The following is an 18,749-nucleotide window of genomic DNA, read 5'->3' on the forward strand; positions in this document are numbered from 1 at the left end:
TCTTCTTGGATCGGCTCTGCAGGTCGACCAGCCGGCGCGACAGCGCGTCGGCGCGCCGCTCGGTCTCGTCGAAGTCGCGGGCGAGGCCGTCGGCGAGCCCCGGCATGTCGAAGTCGTCAGCCATCGGGATGTCTCCTCATCAGATCGTCGAAGGCAGTGCGGTCGATCGTCGCCGCGAGGCCGAAGCCGCGCGCCCGTAAGACCAGCGCGAGCTCGCGCGGCGTCATTCGCCAGAAGGCGTCGGGAGAGAGCCGCAGGACGCCGAGGCCGAGGCCGATCGCCTCGTCCCAGGGAAACGGCGCCGGGGGCGCGCCGTGCCGCGCTCGGCCACCCACCCCACCGGGCGGCGTGCCGCTCAGCGGCAGCCGGCGTCCTGCGGCGGCGGAGGGTTTTCGTCGCCCCCTGCCCGGCCGCGTGCCGCCGGAGGCGGCGGGGGAGCGGCAGGTGCCGGCTCGCCGAACGTCACGGCCAGAAGCTCGGCCGCGATGGCGACGAAGCCTATGGCTCCGCCCGGCGCCGTCATGGCGGCGACCTCCTCGTTCGTCACGTTCTCGCCGGCGCCGCGCAGCCCCGCCGCGACGACGCGCGTCAGGTCGCGGGCCGCCATCCGGCCGGTCGCGAAGCGCTCGGCCAGCGCGACGAGGTCGTCGGCCCCGAAGGCGCTCTCCAGCTCGGCGAGCGCGCCGAGGGTCAGCACCAGGCGTCGGCGCACGCCGCCGAGCTCGGCTTCGATCTCGCCGCGATGTCGATTGGCCATGTCGTGCTCCTCGGGTGTCGTCCGGCCGGCGCCGCACGAAACGGACGCGGTCGAAGAACGTGCTTCTAGTAAGAATGGTCTATAATGACTAATTCAGCTACCGTGTCGGGATGGCAGACAAGGTATTCAAAAGTCTCTCGCGCGCGCGGCGCCGTTTCACGGCCGATTAAGTAACGATCTTCATAGTGCTTCCGCCTCGAACGCAGAGCGGACCCCAATGCTTCATCGCGTCTCGTCCAACGTTCTCCTGAAATCCGTCATTCTTCTCCTGTCGGCCGTCGTGGTCCTGGTGCTCGCCGTCGGCGCCGTCGACGCCTGGCGGCGGCAGGCGACGGCCGACCGCCTCGCCGACGTGGCCGAGGTGTCGCGCGATCTGTTCCGCTCGCTCGCCAATCTGCGGCTCGGGCGCGCCCTGATCCCACGGGCGCTCGCCTTCGACGGCGTCGTCGAGCCGGCCCAGCTCAAGCAGATCGAGGACACCCGCACGGCCGGCCGACCGGCCCTGCAGAACGTGTCGCGGCTGCTGCCGGCCATCGACTTCGCCGACCGCGACGCGCTCGCGAAAGAGTTCGCCCGGCTGTCGCAGACCTATCTGACGCTCGACCAGGAGGCCGCCGCCGACGTCCTGAAGCCGAAGGCGCAACGCCGCGCCGATCTCGGCAAGGAGCTCGCGACGACCGCCACGGCGCTGATCACGGTGATCGAGAAGACCGGCCGGGCGATCGACGCCGCGGCGCGCGGCCGCGACGCGTTCATCGACCAGATGATGACCCTGAAGGACGCCGCTTGGCTGGTCCGGGTCGACGGCGGCGAGATCTCGGTGGCGATGTCCAACGCGCTCGCCGCCAAGAAGCATCTCGACGCCGCCGCGCTGACCACGCTCCAGCGCAACATCGGCCGCGTCCAATCGGGCTTCGACATGATGGCGGCGACCGCGATCGGGCTGCCGGACGGATCGCCCGTTCCGGCCGCCATCCGGACCGCCCGCGACAGCTTCCTCGGCCCCGACTTCGTCGCCAAGCGCGATCGCATCATCGCCATGCTGGCCGCCGCCGACCAGCCGATCACGCTTCCGGTCGGCGAGTGGACGCTCGACTCGGTGCCGCGGCTGCTGCTGCTCACCAAGGTCGCCGAGGCGGCGCTCGACGCCGCCGGCGATCATGCCCAGGCGCAGGTCGCGGCGGCCGGCACCAATCTGTGGATCAGCCTCGGCCTCGTGGTCGGGGCGCTGGCGCTCGCGGCCGGCGGCATCGTGATGGTCGGCCGCCGGGTGATCCGGCCGCTGCAGGGCATCCAGGCCGCGATGGTCAAGGTCGCCGACGGGGATCTCACGACCGAGGTGCCCTATCTCGATCGCCAGGACGAGATCGGCAGCCTCGCCGCGGCGCTCGGCACCTTCAAGCAGAACGCCGTCGAGAAGGCCCGCTTCGAGGAGGAGCAGGAGAAGCGTCGCGAGCAGGCCGCCCGTCGCCAGGAGGCGATCGAGGAGGCGATCGCCGCGTTCGAGATCGGCATCGGCGAGGCGCTCGGCGCGCTGGGCTCCGCGGCCGGCGAGATGCGCCGCACCTCCGACACGCTCGGCGCCACGGCCGAGCAGACCAACGGCCAGGCGCGCGACGCCGCCACCTCGTCGGACGAGGCGTCGCAGAACGTCCAGACCGTCGCGGCCGCCTCCGAGGAGCTGTCGTCGTCAATTCACGAGATCAGCCGCCAGGTCGCCCACGCCGCCACGGTGGCGAAGCGCGCCGTCGCCGAGACCGAGGAGACCGACGCGACCGTGCAGGGCCTCACCGACGCGGCCCACAAGATCGGCGAGATCGTCAACCTGATCACGGCGATCGCCAACCAGACCAATCTGCTCGCTCATCGCCACCGAGGTGAAGAGCCTCGCCGGCCAGACCGCCAAGGCGACCGAGGACATCTCCGGCCAGGTCGGCGCCATCCAGGAGGTCGCCGACCGGGCGCTCGCCGCCATGCGCCGCATCGTGACGACGATCGGCGAGGTGTCGAACGTGGCGAGCTCGATCGCGGCGGCCGTCGAGGAGCAGGGTGCGGCGACGGCCGAGATCACCCGCAACACGCAGGAGGCGGCACGCCGCACGCGCAGCGTGTCGGAGAACATCTCAGGCGTGCAGGCCTGCGCGGGCGAGACCGGCACGGCGGCGGGCGGCGTCAAGGCGAGCGCCGAGATCCTGAAGACCCAATCCGACACGCTGCGGAACCGGATCGACGATTTTCTGGAAAAGATCCGCGCCGCCTGAAGCAAGCCTTCAGCAACCCGACCGGAAAACACCCGCCGACGCCCGTCGGCGGGTGTTTTCGCATCGGCGGCTCGTGCATGACGACCGCACCGCGCCCGCGCGGTGGCACTAAGACCGTGGCGTAACCCCCGCTTAATCCCAAGGAACTAAGTTCCAGGCACAACACACAGGTGCCCCCAAGATGTCGTCGCGACTGTCCACCAACGTTCTTCTCACCTCCGTCATCGCCCTCATGGCCTCGATCATCGTCCTCGTTCTCGCGACGGGCGCCTTCGAGGCGTGGCGAACCGATCGCACCGCGACCCGCCTCGCCGACACGGCGGACGCGTCCCGGCAGATGTTTCGGGCCATGGCGGCGCTGCGGGTGAAGCAGTCCTTCACGGCGCGCGCGCTGAACACCGACGGCATGCCGGACCCCGGCCAAGTGAAGCTCATCGCCCAGTCGCGCGGCACGGCCATGCCGGCGCTGCGCGAGACCCTGACCATCCTGCCGAAGATCGACTTTCCCGGCCGCGACGCCCTGGTCGGCGATCTCGCCCGGCTGACCGACGCGATCGACACGTTCGACAAGCGCGCCCTGGAGGACTTCGGCAAGCCGAAGGCGCAGCGCCAGCAAGGCCTCGCCAAGGAGTTCCTCGCCACCTCCACGGCGCTCATCGCCACGCTCGACAAGATCGGCAACACGCTGACGGTCCAGTCGCGCAACGAGGACGCGGTCGTCGACCAGATGATGGCGATCAAGGACGCGGCCTGGCTGGTGCGCGCCGAGGGCGGCGACATCTCGATCGTGATCAGCAACGCCCTCGCCTTCAAGAACCGCATCCCGCCCGAGACCGTGCAGACCGTCCACACCCGCGTCGGCCGCACAGAGGCGGCGTGGCAGCTGCTGGAGAGCGCCGCCGTCGGCATCGCGCCCGGCTCGCCGGTCGCGACCGCGATGGCGAAGGCGAAGGCCGCCTATTTCGCCCCCGAGCTCGGCGCGCTGCGCGAGCGCGTGCTCGCCGCGGGGGCGTCCGGCCAGCCGCTCGACGTGCCGCTGTCCGCCTGGGACGCGGCGCAGCGCCTGATGGTCGTCGTGGCGCTGGCCGAGACCGCCCTCGACGCGGCGAGCGACCACGCCCAGGCGCAGGTCGCCACGGCCCGCACCACCCTGGTCGTCCGCCTCGCGCTGCTCGTCGGTGCCCTGGCGCTCGCCGCCGGCGGCATCGTGATGGTGCGCCGCCGGGTGATCCGGCCGCTGCAGGGCATCCGCACCGCGATGGTTCAGGTCGCCGACGGCGACCTCGCCACCGAGGTGCCGTATCTGGACCGCCGGGACGAGATCGGCAGCCTCGCCGCCGCGCTCGCCACCTTCAAGCAGAACGCGCTCGAAAAGGCCGGCATCGAGGCGGAGCAGAGCCGTCGTCGCGAGACCGCGGCGCAGCGCCAGCAGGCGATCGAGCACGCCATCACGGAGTTCGAAGCCGGCATCGGCGAGGCGCTCCAGGCGCTCGGCTCGGCCGCCGGCGAGATGCGCCGCACCTCGGAGACGCTCACGACCACGGCCGAGCAGACCAACGGCCAGGCGCGCGACGCGGCGACCTCGTCGGACGAGGCGTCGCAGAACGTGCAGACCGTCGCGGCCGCGTCGGAGGAGCTGTCGTCGTCGATCGGCGAGATCAGCCGCCAGGTGACGCATGCCGCCGTGGTGGCGAAGCGCGCCGTCACCGAGACGCAGGAGACCGACGCGACCGTCCAGGGCCTCACCGACGCGGCCCACAAGATCGGCGAGATCGTCAGCCTGATCACGGCGATCGCCAGCCAGACCAACCTGCTGGCGCTCAACGCGACCATCGAGGCGGTCGTCGCCTCCGAGGTGAAGAACCTCGCCGGCCAGACCGCCAAGGCGACCGAGGACATCTCCGGCCAGATCGGCGCCATCCAGGAGGTCGCCGACCGGGCGCTGGCCGCGATGCGGCGCATCGGCGCGACCATCACGGAGGTGTCGACGGTGGCGAGCTCGATCGCGGCCGCCGTCGAGGAGCAGGGTGCGGCGACGGCCGAGATCACCCGCAATACGCAAGAGGCCGCACGGCGCACCCAGAGCCTGTCCGACAACATCGCCGGCGTGCGCAGCTGCGCCGATCAGACCGGCACGGCGGCGGGCGGCGTCCGCTCCAGCGCCGCGGTGCTCAACGAGCAGGCCGACAAGCTGCGCAGCGAGGTCGACAGCTTCCTGACCAAGATCCGCGCCGCCTGAGCGGCGGCGTGGATCGTCCCGATCTCTGAAAAAGCCGGCGGTCGTGCGACCGCCGGCTTGCATTTTCGATCCGCTCCCGGCGGCACAGCGCCGGTCCGATCACCGCGGTCACATCATCAGCTTCGGCAGCACCAGGAAGCAGGTGCCGACGATGACGATCCAGAACACGCCGATGAACGCCATGAAGCCCCACACCTCCTTGAGCTTCATGCCGACCAGCGCCAGCGCCGGGATGACGTAGAGAGGCTGGATCATGTTGGTCGCCTCGTCGCCGTGCACGAAGGCATTGAACACCAGCGGCATGTTCGCCTTGAGGGCGAGCGCCGCCTCGGTGAGGATCGGGCCCTGGACGATCCACTGCCCGCCCTGCGACGGGATGAACAGGTTGATGAAGCAGGCCGACAGGAACGACCAGAGATAGATCGTATCGACGGTCGCGACCTGGATGAGCAGGCCCGCCAGCACCTTGCCGAGCCCGGACGCGGTCATCATGCCCATGATCCCGCCGTAGAACGGGAACGCAGCATCACCTCGGCGGCAGGCCGCATCATGTCCTTGAAGGCGGCGACGAAGCGGCGCGGCGTGTTGTAGAGGAACGCGTTGAGCGTGAGGAACAGGAAGATCACGAAGTTGAAGTCGAGCGACTTCATCACGCCCTTGGTGACGATGCTGTCGACGATCACGGCGATGCCGGCGACGCCGATGATCAGCATCAGGATGCGGCTCTCGCTCATGCGGTCCGCGAAGGTCCGCTCGCCCGCCTCCTCCTCGGCCTCGACGGCCGTGACCGGCTCCTCCTTCGGCACGTAGGCCACCACCTCGTCCGCCGGCGGCCGGGTGAACACGCCGATCAGGATCACGGTGACCACCATGATGAAGAAGATCGTGGTGTTGACCGGGTTGTAGACCGTCTGGTCCTGCGCCCCCCGATGCGCCCCGTCATCGCGATCCCGCGATCCGCGCATTCGGACCGCACGGCCGCAGGCGGTCGGTCGCGATGACAAACGGCATCGCGACCGATGACGCCCGTCATCGCTCGATGCGAATCCCGAGCCGCTTCGCCTTCTTCACCACGGTCGACTGGTCGATGCCGAGCAGCTCGGCCGCCCGCCGGGTGCTGCCGCCGGTCGCCAGCGCCCCCTCGATCGCCCGGCGCTCCACCTCGGCGACGATCGCGCGGCGGCATCGGTCTCGCCGGGCACGAGCATGGCGCACGTCTCCGATCGGGCGACGGAGCCGGAACGGGAGCGGAGGAGGAAGGCAGCGCGCGCCGCCGGTCGCCCGGACCGCCACGCCGACTCGCGTGGGCTCCGCGGACACTAGGCGCCGCGGAGCCGGCAGCAATCGGGAACGCTACAGAGGCGCCGTCACCGGACGAGATCGCGCACCACCCGGAACCCGACGATCGCGCTGCGGTCGTCTGGCTTGTTCATGATGCGGGCGGCGGCGCGCAGCCGGCGGGCATCGTCGACCCAGGAGCCGCCGCGCACGACGCGCCGGCCGCAGTCGCCGTCGGTCCGCGCGCGCCCGCGTTCGGAGGCGCCGGCATGGCCGTCGTTCCAGCAGTCGGCGACCCACTCGGCCGCGTTGCCGTGCATGTCGACGAGCCCGAAGGCGTTGGGCGCGAAGCGGCCGACCGGCGCCGTGTAGACGGCGTCGTCGCGGCACGGCACGAACAGGGTCGGGCCGCGGCCCGCCAGCGCGTTGCGCAGCGTCAGGTCGGCCGCGTTGGCGTAACCGCACATCGCCGCCGCGTCGTCGCCGAAGTGATAACGTGGCGCCGGCCCCGCCGTCGTGACGCCGCGCGCCGCATACTCCCACTCCGCCTCGCTCGGCAATCGGTACGTTCGGCCCGTCCGCTGCGACAGCCACGCCGCATAGGCCTCGGCGTCGTGCCAGCCGACGCAGACGACCGGATGGTCGCCGGCCTGCGCAAAGCCCGGATCGCGCCACGAGCGGCCGGCGCGCGCCTCCACGTTGCCGTCCTCCAGCGTGTAGCAGGCCGACGCGGTAGGTCGGCCGGTCGCCGCGACGAAGGCGGCGTACTGGTCGACCGTCACCTCGGTGCGGCCGACCGCGAAAGGCGCAGCGATCGTCACGGTCCGCAGCGGACCCTCGTTCGCGGTGCGCTGCGGCTCGGTGTCGGGCGAGCCCATCGAGAAGCGCCCCGCCGGCACGACGATCATGTCGGGGCAGCCGGGGCAGTCGCCGAAGCGGTCGCCGGGCGCGAGCGTGCGCTCCTGCGCGTCCGTCGACGGCCCGGCGAACACCTTCGGGGGCGGCGTGATGCCGACGGCCGGCACGGCCGGCATCGTCGTGTCGTGCGGCACGGCGGGCGCGACCGGCGGCGCGACGGCGGCGACGCGGCCCTGGGTGTCATTCGGTGAGGCTGCCGGAGCCGCCGGCGCCTCGCCGCCGGCGAGAAAAACGTCGCCGCCGACGATCTGATCATAATAGGCCGGGAACTGGTCGTAGCCGACCGCGCGGGTCAGGGCGACGACGCGCCGGCGCGTCTCGGTCGCCACCGCCTTGAGGTCGAGCCCGGGCGTCTTCAACGTCTCGGCGAAGACACGGGTGAACACCGAGTTCGGATGCGGGTCGTCCGGCCCCAGCCGGTCGAGCGCCGACTGGCCGAAGCCGGCCGCGTAGATCGAGAACAGCCCCTGCGCCGACGCACCCGGCAGCAGGCCGCGGGCGCCGCCGACGGCGCGCCGGTCGCTGCCCTGCAGAGGGTTGTCGCGGCAGGCGTCGAGCACCACGATCGACACCCGGGCGCCGGCCTGCACCAGGCGCTCGACGACGCTCGCCTCGGCGATCGCGTGCTCGGCGAGCCGGCCCTCCTCGCCACGGCCGGCGGCGCGCGGCGCCGGAATGTCGGACGGCAGCAGATAGTTGGCGCCGGCGAGCGCGACCCCGTGGCCGGCGAAGTAGACGAAGGCGGTGTCGTCGCGGCCGACCCGCGCGGCGAGATCGGACAAGCGGTCGACCAGGGTGCGGCGGTCGGCATTGGCGACGAAGATCACCTCGAAGCCGAGCCCGGCGAGCGTGTCGCGCATCAGCCGCGCGTCGGCGACGGCGTTGCGGAGCTGCCGCTCCGGCCCGAGATGGACATAGGCGTCGTTGCCGACCACCAGCGCGACGCGCCGATCGGGCGCCGCCGCCGCGGCGGTCCAGCCGATCGTCACGACGGCGATGGCGACGATCGTCGCCAGAAATTCTCTCATCCGCCGTCGGGAGAGCGAGCGAACGGCAGTGGTGATCAGCACCCGCGACCACCCCGCGACCTGACACCACCGCATGGGGCGTCTCCTTGCGCGCCCGGAGCAGCTCGCGACGACGGGCCGGCGAGCCGGACGAGCTTTCAAATATCTGGGGTGCCGCGATCGTCGTGCAACTCCGTAATGGGGCGGAGCAGAAAAGGTGGCATCTCGCCGGCCGCGAGGACCGATAAGTAACCGGAATGGACTATAAGTTTCACTTTAATTCTCCTTTTACCGGAGGTTGTCATTTTTCATTTGGAGTGTGACCCACGCCGCTGCGATCCTGCACCACCGAAGAGCCCCCCATGAGCGACGCCGACATTCGTGCCCGCCTGCAGTTCGCCGACATCGACGACGAGACCCGCACGCTGCTGCGCGAGATGCGGCCGCTGGTCGAGAAGCACCTTCCCGGCATCCTCGACCGGTTCTACGCCCAGATCGATCGCTTCCCCGACGCGGAGAAGATGTTCACCAGCGACGCGCGCAAGCGGCACGCCAGGCTGAAGCAGCTCGAGCACTGGGCGACCATCGTCAACGGCGACTTCAGCGACGACTACGTCCGCTCGGTCAAGCGCATCGGCGAGACCCACAACAAGCTCGGCCTGGAGCCGCGCTGGTACATCGGCGGCTACAGCTACGTGATGGTGCGGCTGGTCGCGATGATCGAGACCGAGTTCAAGGACGGCTGGCTCGGCTCCAACGCCGAGCGGCGGACCAAGCTGATCGGCGCCCTCGTCAAGGCCGCGATGATCGACATGGACTTCGCCATCTCGGTCTATATCGAGGCCGGCGCGCGCGACAAGCGCGAGTCCCTGAACCGCGTCGCCTCCGACTTCCAGGCGACCGTCGGCGGCATCGTCGAGACCGTCTCGTCGGCCTCGCACGGTCTCGAGGACTCGGCCCGCCAGCTCACCCGGACGGCCGAGGACACCCGCTCGCTGGCCTTGACCGTCGCGGCCGGCTCCGAGGAGGCCTCGACCAATGTCGAGACCGTGGCGGCGGCCGCCGAGGAGCTGTCGAACTCGGTGCAGGAGATCACCCGCCAGGTTCACGAGTCGAGCCGCATCGCCGGCGAGGCCGTGAAGCAGGCCCAGCAGACCGACGCGCGCATCACGGCGCTGTCGCAGGCGGCCGCCCGCATCGGCGACGTCGTCAAGCTGATCACCAGCGTCGCCGACCAGACCAATCTGCTCGCCGGCGAGGCCGGCAAGGGCTTCGCGGTGGTCGCCCAGGAGGTCAAGGCGCTCGCGGCGCAGACCGCCAAGGCGACCGAGGAGATCTCCGGCCAGGTCTCCGGCATGCAGATGGCGACCACCGACTCGGTGACCGCCATCAAGGAGATCAGCGCGACCATCGGCCAGATCTCCGAGATCGCCGCCGCCATCGCGGCCGCCGCCGAGCAGCAGGGCACCGCGACCCGGGAGATCGCCCGCAACATCCAGCAGGCCGCGGCCGGCACGGCGCAGGTGGCGAGCAACATCAGCGACGTCAACGCCCGCGCGGTCGACTCGGGAACGGCGGCGGGCAGCGTCCACGACGCCGCGCGCTCGCTCGCCGGCGAGAGCGGCCGGCTGAAGAGCGAGGTGTCGCGCTTCCTCGCCTCCCTCACCGGGGGCAAGGCGGCCTGATCCACCGGCGTGGTCGACCATCCTGTCGGCCTCGCCCTCATCGTTGTATGCACGCGCCGCCCACCGGCCCGTGCAAGCGTCCGCCACCACAGCCACGAACGGTACGGTGCGACCGCTTCGGCGCGGTCTCGGACCTGGGATCGGCGGCTGTCTGCTCAGCATTCGATCTTTCGCTGATCATTTCCGCGCCGAGGCGCTCCGGCGCGTCGCGAACCCTAACGACGTCAACCTCCGGACGGTGGCACCGATATTGCTTTTTCGGCGTCCACACCCCCGCTGGAGACGTCGATGCGTTTTCTTCAGAACTATCTCTCCCCGGCCCTCCTGGTCGCCGGCTCCGTCGTCGCCGGATCGTTCACCGTCGGCGCGCCGGCGCAGGCCGAGTCGGTCGTGCGCTACGGCATCTCGCTCGCCGACATTCCGCTCACCTCGGGCCAGCCCGACCGCGGCGCCGGCGCTTATCAGTTCACCGGCTATACCCTGTATGACCCGCTGGTCGCCTGGGAGATGGACGTCGCCGAGCGGCCCGGCAAGCTGATCCCCGGCCTCGCCACCAAGTGGGAGGTCGACGCCACCGACAAGAAGAAGTGGGTCTTCACCCTGCGCGAGGGCGTCAAGTTCCACGACGGCTCCGCCTTCGATGCCGACGCCGTGATCTGGAACCTCGACAAGGTCTTGGACGACAAGGCGCCGCATTTCGACAAGCGCCAGAGCGCGCAGGTGAAGCCGCGCCTCCCCTCGGTGGCGAGCTGGAAGAAGATCGACGCGAAGACGATCGAGATCACCACCAAGGAGGTCGACAGCTTCTTCCCCTATCAGATGCTGTGGTTCCTGGTGTCGAGCCCGGCCCAATACGAGAAGCTCGGGCGCGACTGGGACAAGTTCGCGGCCAGCCCCTCCGGCACCGGACCGTTCAAGCTCGACAAGCTGGTGCCGCGCGAGCGCGCCGAGCTGGTCAAGAACCCCGACTACTGGAACAAGAGCCGCCTGCCGAAGGCCGATCGCATGGTGCTGATCCCCATGCCGGAGGCGCTGAGCCGCACCAACGCGCTGCTCGCCGGCCAGGTCGACCTGATCGAGACCCCCGCCCCCGACGCGGTGCCGCGCCTGAAGCAGTCCGGCATGAAGATCGTCACCAACGTCACGCCGCATGTCTGGAACTATCATCTGAGCACGCTGCCGGGCTCGCCCTGGACCGACGTGCGGCTGCGCCGCGCCCTCAATCTCGCGATCGATCGCGACGCCATGCTCGAGCTCCTGAACGGACTCGCCAAGCCCGCCGTCGGCCAGGTCGACCCGTCGAGCCCGTGGTTCGGCACCCCCTCGTTCAAGATCAAGTATGACCTCGCCGAGGCGAAGCGCCTCGTGAAGGAGGCCGGATACGGCCCGGACAAGCCGCTCAAGACGACGTTCGTGATCGCGCAAGGTGGCACCGGCCAGATGCTGTCGCTGCCGATGAACGAGTTCCTGCAGGAGAGCTTCAAGGAGATCGGCATCCAGGTCGATTTCAAGGTCGTCGAGCTGGAGGCCCTCTACACCTACTGGCGCAAGGGCGCCAAGGACGAGATGTCGGCCGGCCTGACGGCCAACAACATCGCCTATGTCACGTCCGATCCGCTCTACGCCATCATCCGCTTCTTCCACTCGGGCCAGGTGGCGCCGGTCGGCGTCAACTGGGGCTTCTACAAGAACGAGAAGGTCGACGCCGTCATCGACGAGGCCAAGCGCACCTTCGACCCGAAGAAGCAGGACGAGCTGCTGGCCGTCGCGCACGCGATGGTGGTCGACGACGCGCCGCTGGTCTGGGTCGTGCACGACACCAACCCGCACGCGCTGTCGCCCAAGGTGAAGAAATTCGTCCAGGCGCAGCACTGGTTCCAGGACCTCACCACCATCGGGATGGAGTGAGGCACCGCCGTATCCCGTGAACTCGTCATGGCCGGCCTCGTGCCGGCCATCCACGAGCAGCGCATGCCGCGCGAAAGACGTCGATGGCCGGGACGAGCCCGGCCATAACGACGGCGAAGCGACGATCGACGCACGGTCTCGGCCGTTCGTCTTCTGCTCTGATCCCGTTTCAGGAGCATCATCATGGCATCCCGGACTCTCGCACTCCTCCTCGCCGCCACCCTGCTGACGCCGCTCGCGAGCGTGCCCGCCGCCGCGCAGGGCACGCTGCGCATCGGCATGACGGCCTCCGACATTCCCCTCACCACCGGCCAGACCGACAACGGCGGCGAGGGCATGCGCTTCATGGGCTACACGGTCTACGACGCGCTCGTGGACTGGGACATGTCCTCGGCCGACAAACCCTCCGACATCCGCCCCGGCCTCGCCGCCTCGTGGAGCGTCGACCCGGCCGACAAGACGAAGTGGACGTTCAAGCTGCGCGACGACGTGACGTTCCACGACGGCTCGAAATTCGACGCCGCCGCCGTGGTGTGGAATCTCGACAAGCTTCTGGACGACAAGGCGCCGCACTACGATCCGCGCCAATCGGCGCAGGGGCGCACCCGCATCCCGGCCGTCGCCTCCTATCGCGCCGTCGACCCGACCACGCTCGAGATCGTCACCAAGACGCCGGACGCGACGCTGCTCTATCAGCTCGCCTGGATCATGATGTCGTCGCCGGCCCAGTGGGAGAAGGTCGGCAAGAGCTGGGAGGCCTTCGCGAGGACGCCCTCCGGCACCGGCCCGTGGAAGCTGACGAGCTTCGTGCCGCGCGAGCGCGCCGAGATGGTGCCCAACACGGCCTACTGGAACAAGGCGCGGGTGCCGAAGCTCGACAAGCTCGTCCTCGTGCCGCTGCCGGAGGCGAACGCCCGCGTCGCGGCGCTGCGCTCGGGCCAGGTCGACTGGATCGAGGCGCCGGCGCCCGACGCCGTCGACTCGCTCAAGAAGGCGGGCTTCAAGATCGTCACCAACGCGTATCCGCACAACTGGACTTGGCACCTCTCGCGCGTCGAGGGCTCACCGTGGAACGACATCCGGGTGCGCAAGGCCGCCAACCTGGCGATCGACCGCGACGGCATGAAGGAGCTGCTCGGCGGCATGATGATCCCGGCGCAGGGCTTCTTCCCGCCCGGCCACCAGTGGTTCGGTCAGCCGACCTTCAAGATCGGATACGACCCCGCGCAGGCGAAGAAGCTCCTCGCCGAAGCCGGGTACGGCCCGTCCAAGCCGCTCGTCACCAAGGTGCTGATCTCCGCCTCCGGATCCGGCCAGATGCAGCCGCTGCCGATGAACGAGCTGATCCAGCAGAATCTCGCCGAGGTCGGGATCAAGGTGGAGTTCCAGGTCGTCGAATGGAATACGATGATCAACATCTGGCGCGCCGGCGCCAAGCACCCGACGGCGCTCGGCACCACGGCGATGAACTACTCCTACTTCATCCAGGATCCGTTCACCGGCTTCATCCGCTTCTCGCAGTGCAATCTCGCGCCCCCCGCCGGCGTCAACTGGGGCTACTACTGCGACCCCGAGATGGACAAGCTGCTCGACGGCATCCGCAACACGTTCGATCCGGCCGAGCAGACCAAGGTGCTGCGCAAGACCCACGAGAAGATGGTCGACGACGCGCTCTGGCTGATGGTCACGCACGACGTGAACCCGCGCGCCATGAGCGCCAAGGTGACCGGCTTCGTCCAGGCCCAGAACTGGTTCCAGGACTTCTCACCGATCACGATGGCGAAGTGATCACGTTCACCTCTCCCCGCGTGAGGGGAGAGGTCGGATGTCGCGCGCCGGCGTGACATCCGGGTGAGGGGGCGCTTCGGCTCTGCAGCGACGGCCCCTCATCCGTCTTGCCGCGACGCGGCGAGCCACCGTCTCCCCGCACGCGGGGCGATGGAGACCGCCGCTCCGGCAAGCCGGGTTCTGTCGAAGAAAGCCGAAAGATGCTCGCCTTCACGCTGCGTCGTCTGCTCTACGTCACCCCGGTCGCCATCGGTGTCACGGTGGTGTGTTTCCTGCTCGTTCACATCACGCCGGGCGATCCGCTCACCGCCATCCTGCCGGCCGACGCGACGCTGGAGCTGCAGGAGCAGATGAAGGCCGCCTACGGCTTCGACAAGCCGCTCCCGGTCCAGTACGCGCTGTGGTTCTGGAAGGTGCTGCACGGCGATCTCGGCAACTCGATCGCGACCGGCCGCCCGGTCGCGACCGAGGTTCTGCGCGCCGTGAAGAACACGCTCATCCTCGCCACCGTCGCGACCATGATCGGCTTCACGTTCGGCACCCTGTTCGGCTTCGTCGCGGGCTATTTTCGCGATTCCTGGCTCGACAAGCTGGCGTCCTTCATCTCCGTGCTCGGCGTCAGCGTCCCGCACTACTGGCTCGGCATGGTGCTGGTGATCATCTTCGCGGCGCAGCTCGGCTGGCTGCCGCCGACCGGTGCCGGGCCCGACGGCTCCTCCGACTGGCGGCCCGACGCCGCGCATCTGCGCTACATCATCCTCCCCGCCATCACCATGTCGGTGATCCCGATGGGCGTCATCGCCCGCACCGTGCGAGCGCTGGTCGGCGACATCCTCTCCCAGGACTTCGTCGAGGCGCTGCGCGCCAAGGGCATGAGCGAGTTCGGCGTGTTCCGCCACGTCGTCGTCAACGCCGCGCCGACCGCGCTCGCCGTGATGGGCCTTCAGCTCGGCTATCTGCTCGGCGGCTCGATCCTGATCGAGACGGTGTTCTCCTGGCCGGGCTCCGGCTTCCTCCTCAACGCCGCGATCTTCCAGCGCGACCTGCCGCTGCTGCAGGGCACGATCCTGATCCTCGCGATGTTCTTCGTGCTCCTCAACCTCGCCGTGGACGTGCTGCAGACCGCCCTCGATCCGCGCATCAAGCGGGGCTGACGGAGACACCCATGGCCGTGATGACCGCCGACACCGCTCCTTCCGTCGCACCCGTGAAGCAGCTCGGCCGCGGATACTGGGCCGGCGTGCTGCGTCGCCTCTCGCGCGATCCGGTCGCCATGACGGCCGCCGTGATCATCCTGCTGATCGTGCTCGCGGCGATCTTCGCGCCCTATATCGCGCCCGCCGATCCCTACAAGAGCTCCATGATCCGGCGCCTGCGCCCGATCGGCACGCCGAGCTTCCCGCTCGGCTCCGACGAGCTCGGCCGCGACATGCTGAGCCGCCTGATCTACGGCGGGCGCCTGTCGCTCCTGATGGGCGTGCTGCCGGTCTTCTGCGCCTTCGGGATCGGCTCGCTGCTCGGCATCGCGGCCGGCTATGCGGGCGGCTGGGTCAACACCGTCATCATGCGCACCGTCGACGTGTTCTACGCCTTCCCGTCGGTACTGCTCGCCATCGCGCTGTCCGGCACGCTCGGCGCCGGCATCCTCAATGCCATCGTGGCGCTCACGGTCGTGTTCGTCCCCCAGGTGACGCGCGTCGCCGAGAGCGTGACCACGCAGATCCGCACCCGCGACTATGTCGAGGCGGCGCGCGTGTCAGGCGCCGGGCCGTTCACCATCGTGCGCGTGCACGTGCTCGGCAACGTGCTCGGTCCGATCTTCGTCTACGCGACCAGCCTGATCAGCGTGTCGATGATCCTCGCCTCCGGCCTCTCCTTCCTCGGGCTCGGCTCCAAGCCGCCGGAGCCGGAATGGGGCCTGATGCTCAACACGCTGCGCACCGCGATCTACACCCAGCCGATGGTCGCGGCACTGCCCGGCGTGATGATCTTCGTCACGTCGATCTCCTTCAATCTTCTCTCCGACGGGCTGCGCTCGGCCATGGAGGTGAAGGCGTGACCGACTCGTTCTCGAACTCGACCGTCGACACATCGTTCGATCCCGCGACGCGCGACCGCGGCGGTCCCGCCCAGCCGCTCCTCTCGGTGCGCGGTCTCGTCAAGCATTTCGGCGGCCGCAAGAGCTGGCGCGGCGTCACCACGGGCGCCGTGCGAGCGGTCGACGGCGTCGACTTCGACATCGCCAAGGGCGAGACGCTCGGCGTCGTCGGCGAATCCGGCTGCGGCAAGTCGACCACGGCGCGCCTCGTGATGCAGATCATCGCGCCCGACGCCGGCGAGATCGTCTTCGATGGCGAGGCGCTCGGCTCCCGCGCCCTCGACCTCACGACCTACCGGCGCGAGGTCCAGATGGTGTTCCAGGACAGCTACGCCTCGCTCAATCCGCGCCTCACCGTCGAGGACACGATCGCGTTCGGGCCACGCGTGCACGGCGTCTCGAAACGCGAGGCGATGGGCCGCGCCCACGATCTGCTCTTCAAGGTCGGGCTCGAGCCGGCCCGCTTCGCCGGCCGCTATCCGCACGAGCTCTCCGGCGGCCAGCGTCAGCGCATCAACATCGCCCGCGCGCTCGCCCTGCAGCCGCGCCTCGTGATTCTCGACGAGGCCGTGTCGGCGCTCGACAAGTCGGTCGAGGCGCAGGTGCTCAACCTGCTGCTCGACCTGAAGGCCGAATTCGGCCTAACCTACATGTTCATCTCTCACGACCTCAACGTCGTGCGCTTCATGGCCGACCGTGTGATGGTGATGTATCTCGGCAGGGTCGCCGAGGTCGGCCCCTCCGACGTGATCCTGAAAGCGCCGAGCCACCCCTACACGGGCGCGCTGCTGGCCTCGATGCCGTCGATGGATCCCGATGCGCGCACGCAAGAAGCGCCGCTCTCCGGCGATCCGCCGAACCCGATCGATCCGCCGCCCGGCTGCCGCTTCCATACCCGCTGCCGCGCCACCTCGGCGATCTGCGCCCATGTCGAGCCCGCGCTCGCCACCGTCGCCGGCCCCCACCAGGTCGCCTGCCTGATGGCGCAAGCAGGCTCCGGCCATCCGCAGGCCGCGCCGCTGCAGGAGACCGCCGCATGAGCACCCCGCCCGCCGGCGCGCCCCTCGTGTCCGTCAACGACCTCACCGTCGACTTCGTCGGCGGCGCGAAGCCCGTGCGCGTCGTCGCCGGTGTCGATCTCTCGCTCGGGGCCGGCGAGGTGGTCGCGCTGCTCGGCGAGTCGGGATCCGGCAAGAGCGTCACGTTGCGCGCCTTGATGCGGCTGCTGCCGGAGAGACGCGCCCGCATCGGCGGTCGGCTCGTGGTCGACGGCCGCGACGTGACGGCCCTGTCGCGAAAGGAGCTCGCACGCTTTCGCGGCGGCACCGTCGCGATGATCTTCCAGGAGCCCGGCCTCGCCTTCGATCCGGTCTACCGGGTCGGTGATCAGATCGCGGAAGCCGTGGTGCGCCACGAGGGCGTGTCGCACAAGGCGGGGCGCGCCCGCGCGCTGGAGCTGTTCGAGCGCGTCCGCATCCCCTCCCCCGAGCGCCGGCTCGACAATTTCCCGCACGAGATGTCGGGGGGCATGCGCCAGCGCGCCATGATCGCGCTCGCGCTGGCCTGCCGGCCCAAGGTGCTGCTCGCCGACGAGCCGACGACGGCGCTCGACGCCACGGTGCAGATCCAGATCCTGCTCCTCCTGCGCGAGCTGCAGCGCGAGTTCGGCCTTGCCGTGATCTTCGTCACCCACGACATCGGCGTCGCCACCGAGGTCGCCGACCGCATCGCCGTGATGTATGCGGGCCGCATCGTCGAGCGCGGAACCTGCCGCGACGTGATCCGCGCCCCGGCGCATCCCTACACGCGCGGCCTGCTCGCCTCGCGGGCCGATCACGTGTTCACCAAGGGCGCGCGGCTGGAGACGATCCCGGGCGCGCCGCCCGATCTCACCGCGCTGCCGCCCGGCTGCGCCTTCGCGCCGCGCTGCGCGCAGGCGCTTCCGGCGTGCACCGAAGGCGTTCCGGAGGAGATCGAGACCCACGCGACTCATGTCGCGCGCTGCGTGCTGTTGCGGCCCCGGTCTCACGCCGCGACCGACGCGACCGCAGCGGCTTGACGATCAGCCTCGCGCAGAAGCTGTCGAGACGCGGCGACATCGTGGCGCGTCGATGGCGAGGGCGTGGACGTGACGTGACAGCGCGACGACGCCGTTGCTGTTCGGTCGCACCGGCGTCCGGAATGCGTCCAGACTGCGCCGTCGGTGCGCCTGCACGATTGACTCGTCTCGTTCGGGCTCCTCTATCGGTCGCGCGGCTCCACCGTCACCGCCCGTGTCGGCGATGCGGCGACCGCGTGGAAAGTGGAGGAGTTCATGTCCCGGTTGAAAGTCGCTCTCCTGCTCGCCGGCGGCGCCGTGCTCGCGTGCACGCCCGCCTCGGCGCAGTCGCTCGTCAATGTCGGCACGCTCGCCTGCCAAGTCTCGCCGACGGTCGGCTTCGTGCTCGGCTCGAACCAGCAGGCGCAATGCATCTTCAAGCCCATCCGCGGCCGCCAGCAGGTCTATGCCGGCGCTCTCTCGCGCGTCGGCGTCGACGTCGGCATCAGCCAGGGCGCTCCGGTGATGTGGAGCGTGTGGGCGCCGCCGATCAAGCGCATTCCGCGAAAGGCGCTGGCCGGCCGCTACTCCGGTGCGTCGAGCTCGCTCGCCGTCGGCGTCGGGCTGGGCAGCAACGTCCTGGCCGGTGGCCCCGGTGGCGTCGTGTCGCTGCAGCCGCTGAAGCTGCAGGAGTATGTCGGCGTCAACGTCGCGCTCGGCATCTCCGGCCTGACGCTGCAGTGAACCAATACGTTTTCTGATCCGTCGTCTC

The 18,749-nt window shown here is 69.8% G+C and carries 14 protein-coding genes and 1 pseudogene; 10 read left to right on the top strand and 5 right to left on the bottom strand.

The window, feature by feature from the left end:
* Positions 1-116: 116 nt before the first annotated feature.
* Both ABTU92_RS11855 and ABTU92_RS11860 read right to left on the bottom strand, forming a co-directional pair.
* On the bottom strand, positions 117-335 hold the full coding sequence (locus ABTU92_RS11855; RefSeq protein ID WP_408090809.1) for a rcc01693 family protein: 219 nt from the start codon (positions 333-335) through the stop codon (positions 117-119).
* Between the two features lie 20 nt (positions 336-355).
* Positions 356-757, bottom strand: a complete 402-nt coding sequence (locus tag ABTU92_RS11860; RefSeq protein WP_408090811.1) for a gene transfer agent family protein — start codon at positions 755-757, stop codon at positions 356-358.
* Between the two features lie 217 nt (positions 758-974).
* On the opposite strand from ABTU92_RS11860, the gene ABTU92_RS11865 reads away from it, so the two are divergent.
* Entirely contained in the window at positions 975-3,143 is a 2,169-nt protein-coding gene (locus tag ABTU92_RS11865) for a methyl-accepting chemotaxis protein (protein ID WP_408090813.1), read from the top strand.
* 56 nt (positions 3,144-3,199) lie between these two features.
* Positions 3,200-5,257: a methyl-accepting chemotaxis protein gene (locus tag ABTU92_RS11870; protein WP_408090815.1), complete on the top strand. Its 2,058-nt coding sequence runs from the start codon at positions 3,200-3,202 to the stop codon at positions 5,255-5,257.
* A gap of 108 nt (positions 5,258-5,365) precedes the next feature.
* Here the strand turns inward: ABTU92_RS11870 and ABTU92_RS11875 are convergent.
* The 3 genes and pseudogenes from ABTU92_RS11875 to ABTU92_RS11885 all read right to left on the bottom strand — a co-directional run bounded on the left by ABTU92_RS11875 (position 5,366) and on the right by ABTU92_RS11885 (position 8,481).
* A pseudogene (locus ABTU92_RS11875) lies at positions 5,366-6,222 on the bottom strand (TIGR00366 family protein).
* A gap of 64 nt (positions 6,223-6,286) precedes the next feature.
* Positions 6,287-6,472, bottom strand: a complete 186-nt coding sequence (locus tag ABTU92_RS11880) for a helix-turn-helix domain-containing protein (RefSeq protein ID WP_408090817.1) — start codon at positions 6,470-6,472, stop codon at positions 6,287-6,289.
* Positions 6,473-6,624: 152 nt separating this feature from the next.
* Positions 6,625-8,481: an SUMF1/EgtB/PvdO family nonheme iron enzyme gene (locus ABTU92_RS11885; protein WP_408090819.1), complete on the bottom strand. Its 1,857-nt coding sequence runs from the start codon at positions 8,479-8,481 to the stop codon at positions 6,625-6,627.
* Positions 8,482-8,822: 341 nt separating this feature from the next.
* Between ABTU92_RS11885 and ABTU92_RS11890 the strand changes: the two genes are divergently transcribed.
* The 8 genes from ABTU92_RS11890 (at position 8,823) to ABTU92_RS11925 (ending at position 18,721) form a co-directional block, all read left to right on the top strand.
* Positions 8,823-10,145: a protoglobin domain-containing protein gene (locus tag ABTU92_RS11890; RefSeq protein WP_408090821.1), complete on the top strand. Its 1,323-nt coding sequence runs from the start codon at positions 8,823-8,825 to the stop codon at positions 10,143-10,145.
* 288 nt (positions 10,146-10,433) lie between these two features.
* Complete coding sequence (locus ABTU92_RS11895; protein WP_408090823.1) at positions 10,434-12,053, top strand: ABC transporter substrate-binding protein; 1,620 nt, start codon at positions 10,434-10,436, stop codon at positions 12,051-12,053.
* Between the two features lie 183 nt (positions 12,054-12,236).
* Entirely contained in the window at positions 12,237-13,841 is a 1,605-nt protein-coding gene (locus tag ABTU92_RS11900; protein ID WP_408090825.1) for an ABC transporter substrate-binding protein, read from the top strand.
* A gap of 200 nt (positions 13,842-14,041) precedes the next feature.
* Entirely contained in the window at positions 14,042-14,995 is a 954-nt protein-coding gene (locus ABTU92_RS11905) for an ABC transporter permease (protein WP_408090827.1), read from the top strand.
* 20 nt (positions 14,996-15,015) lie between these two features.
* Complete coding sequence (locus tag ABTU92_RS11910) at positions 15,016-15,900, top strand: ABC transporter permease (RefSeq protein ID WP_408090857.1); 885 nt, start codon at positions 15,016-15,018, stop codon at positions 15,898-15,900.
* On the top strand, positions 15,897-16,979 hold the full coding sequence (locus ABTU92_RS11915) for an ABC transporter ATP-binding protein (protein WP_408090829.1): 1,083 nt from the start codon (positions 15,897-15,899) through the stop codon (positions 16,977-16,979). Before ABTU92_RS11910 ends, ABTU92_RS11915 begins: the two co-directional genes overlap by 4 nt.
* Positions 16,976-17,998, top strand: coding sequence for an ABC transporter ATP-binding protein (locus ABTU92_RS11920; protein ID WP_408090831.1), 1,023 nt, complete (start codon positions 16,976-16,978; stop codon positions 17,996-17,998). Before ABTU92_RS11915 ends, ABTU92_RS11920 begins: the two co-directional genes overlap by 4 nt.
* A 255-nt stretch (positions 17,999-18,253) precedes the next feature.
* Positions 18,254-18,721, top strand: a complete 468-nt coding sequence (locus ABTU92_RS11925) for a DUF992 domain-containing protein (RefSeq protein ID WP_408090833.1) — start codon at positions 18,254-18,256, stop codon at positions 18,719-18,721.
* Positions 18,722-18,749 lie beyond the last annotated feature (28 nt).

It is taken from the genome of Rhodoplanes sp. SY1, from assembly GCF_046000175.1.
GTDB lineage: Bacteria > Pseudomonadota > Alphaproteobacteria > Rhizobiales > Xanthobacteraceae > Rhodoplanes.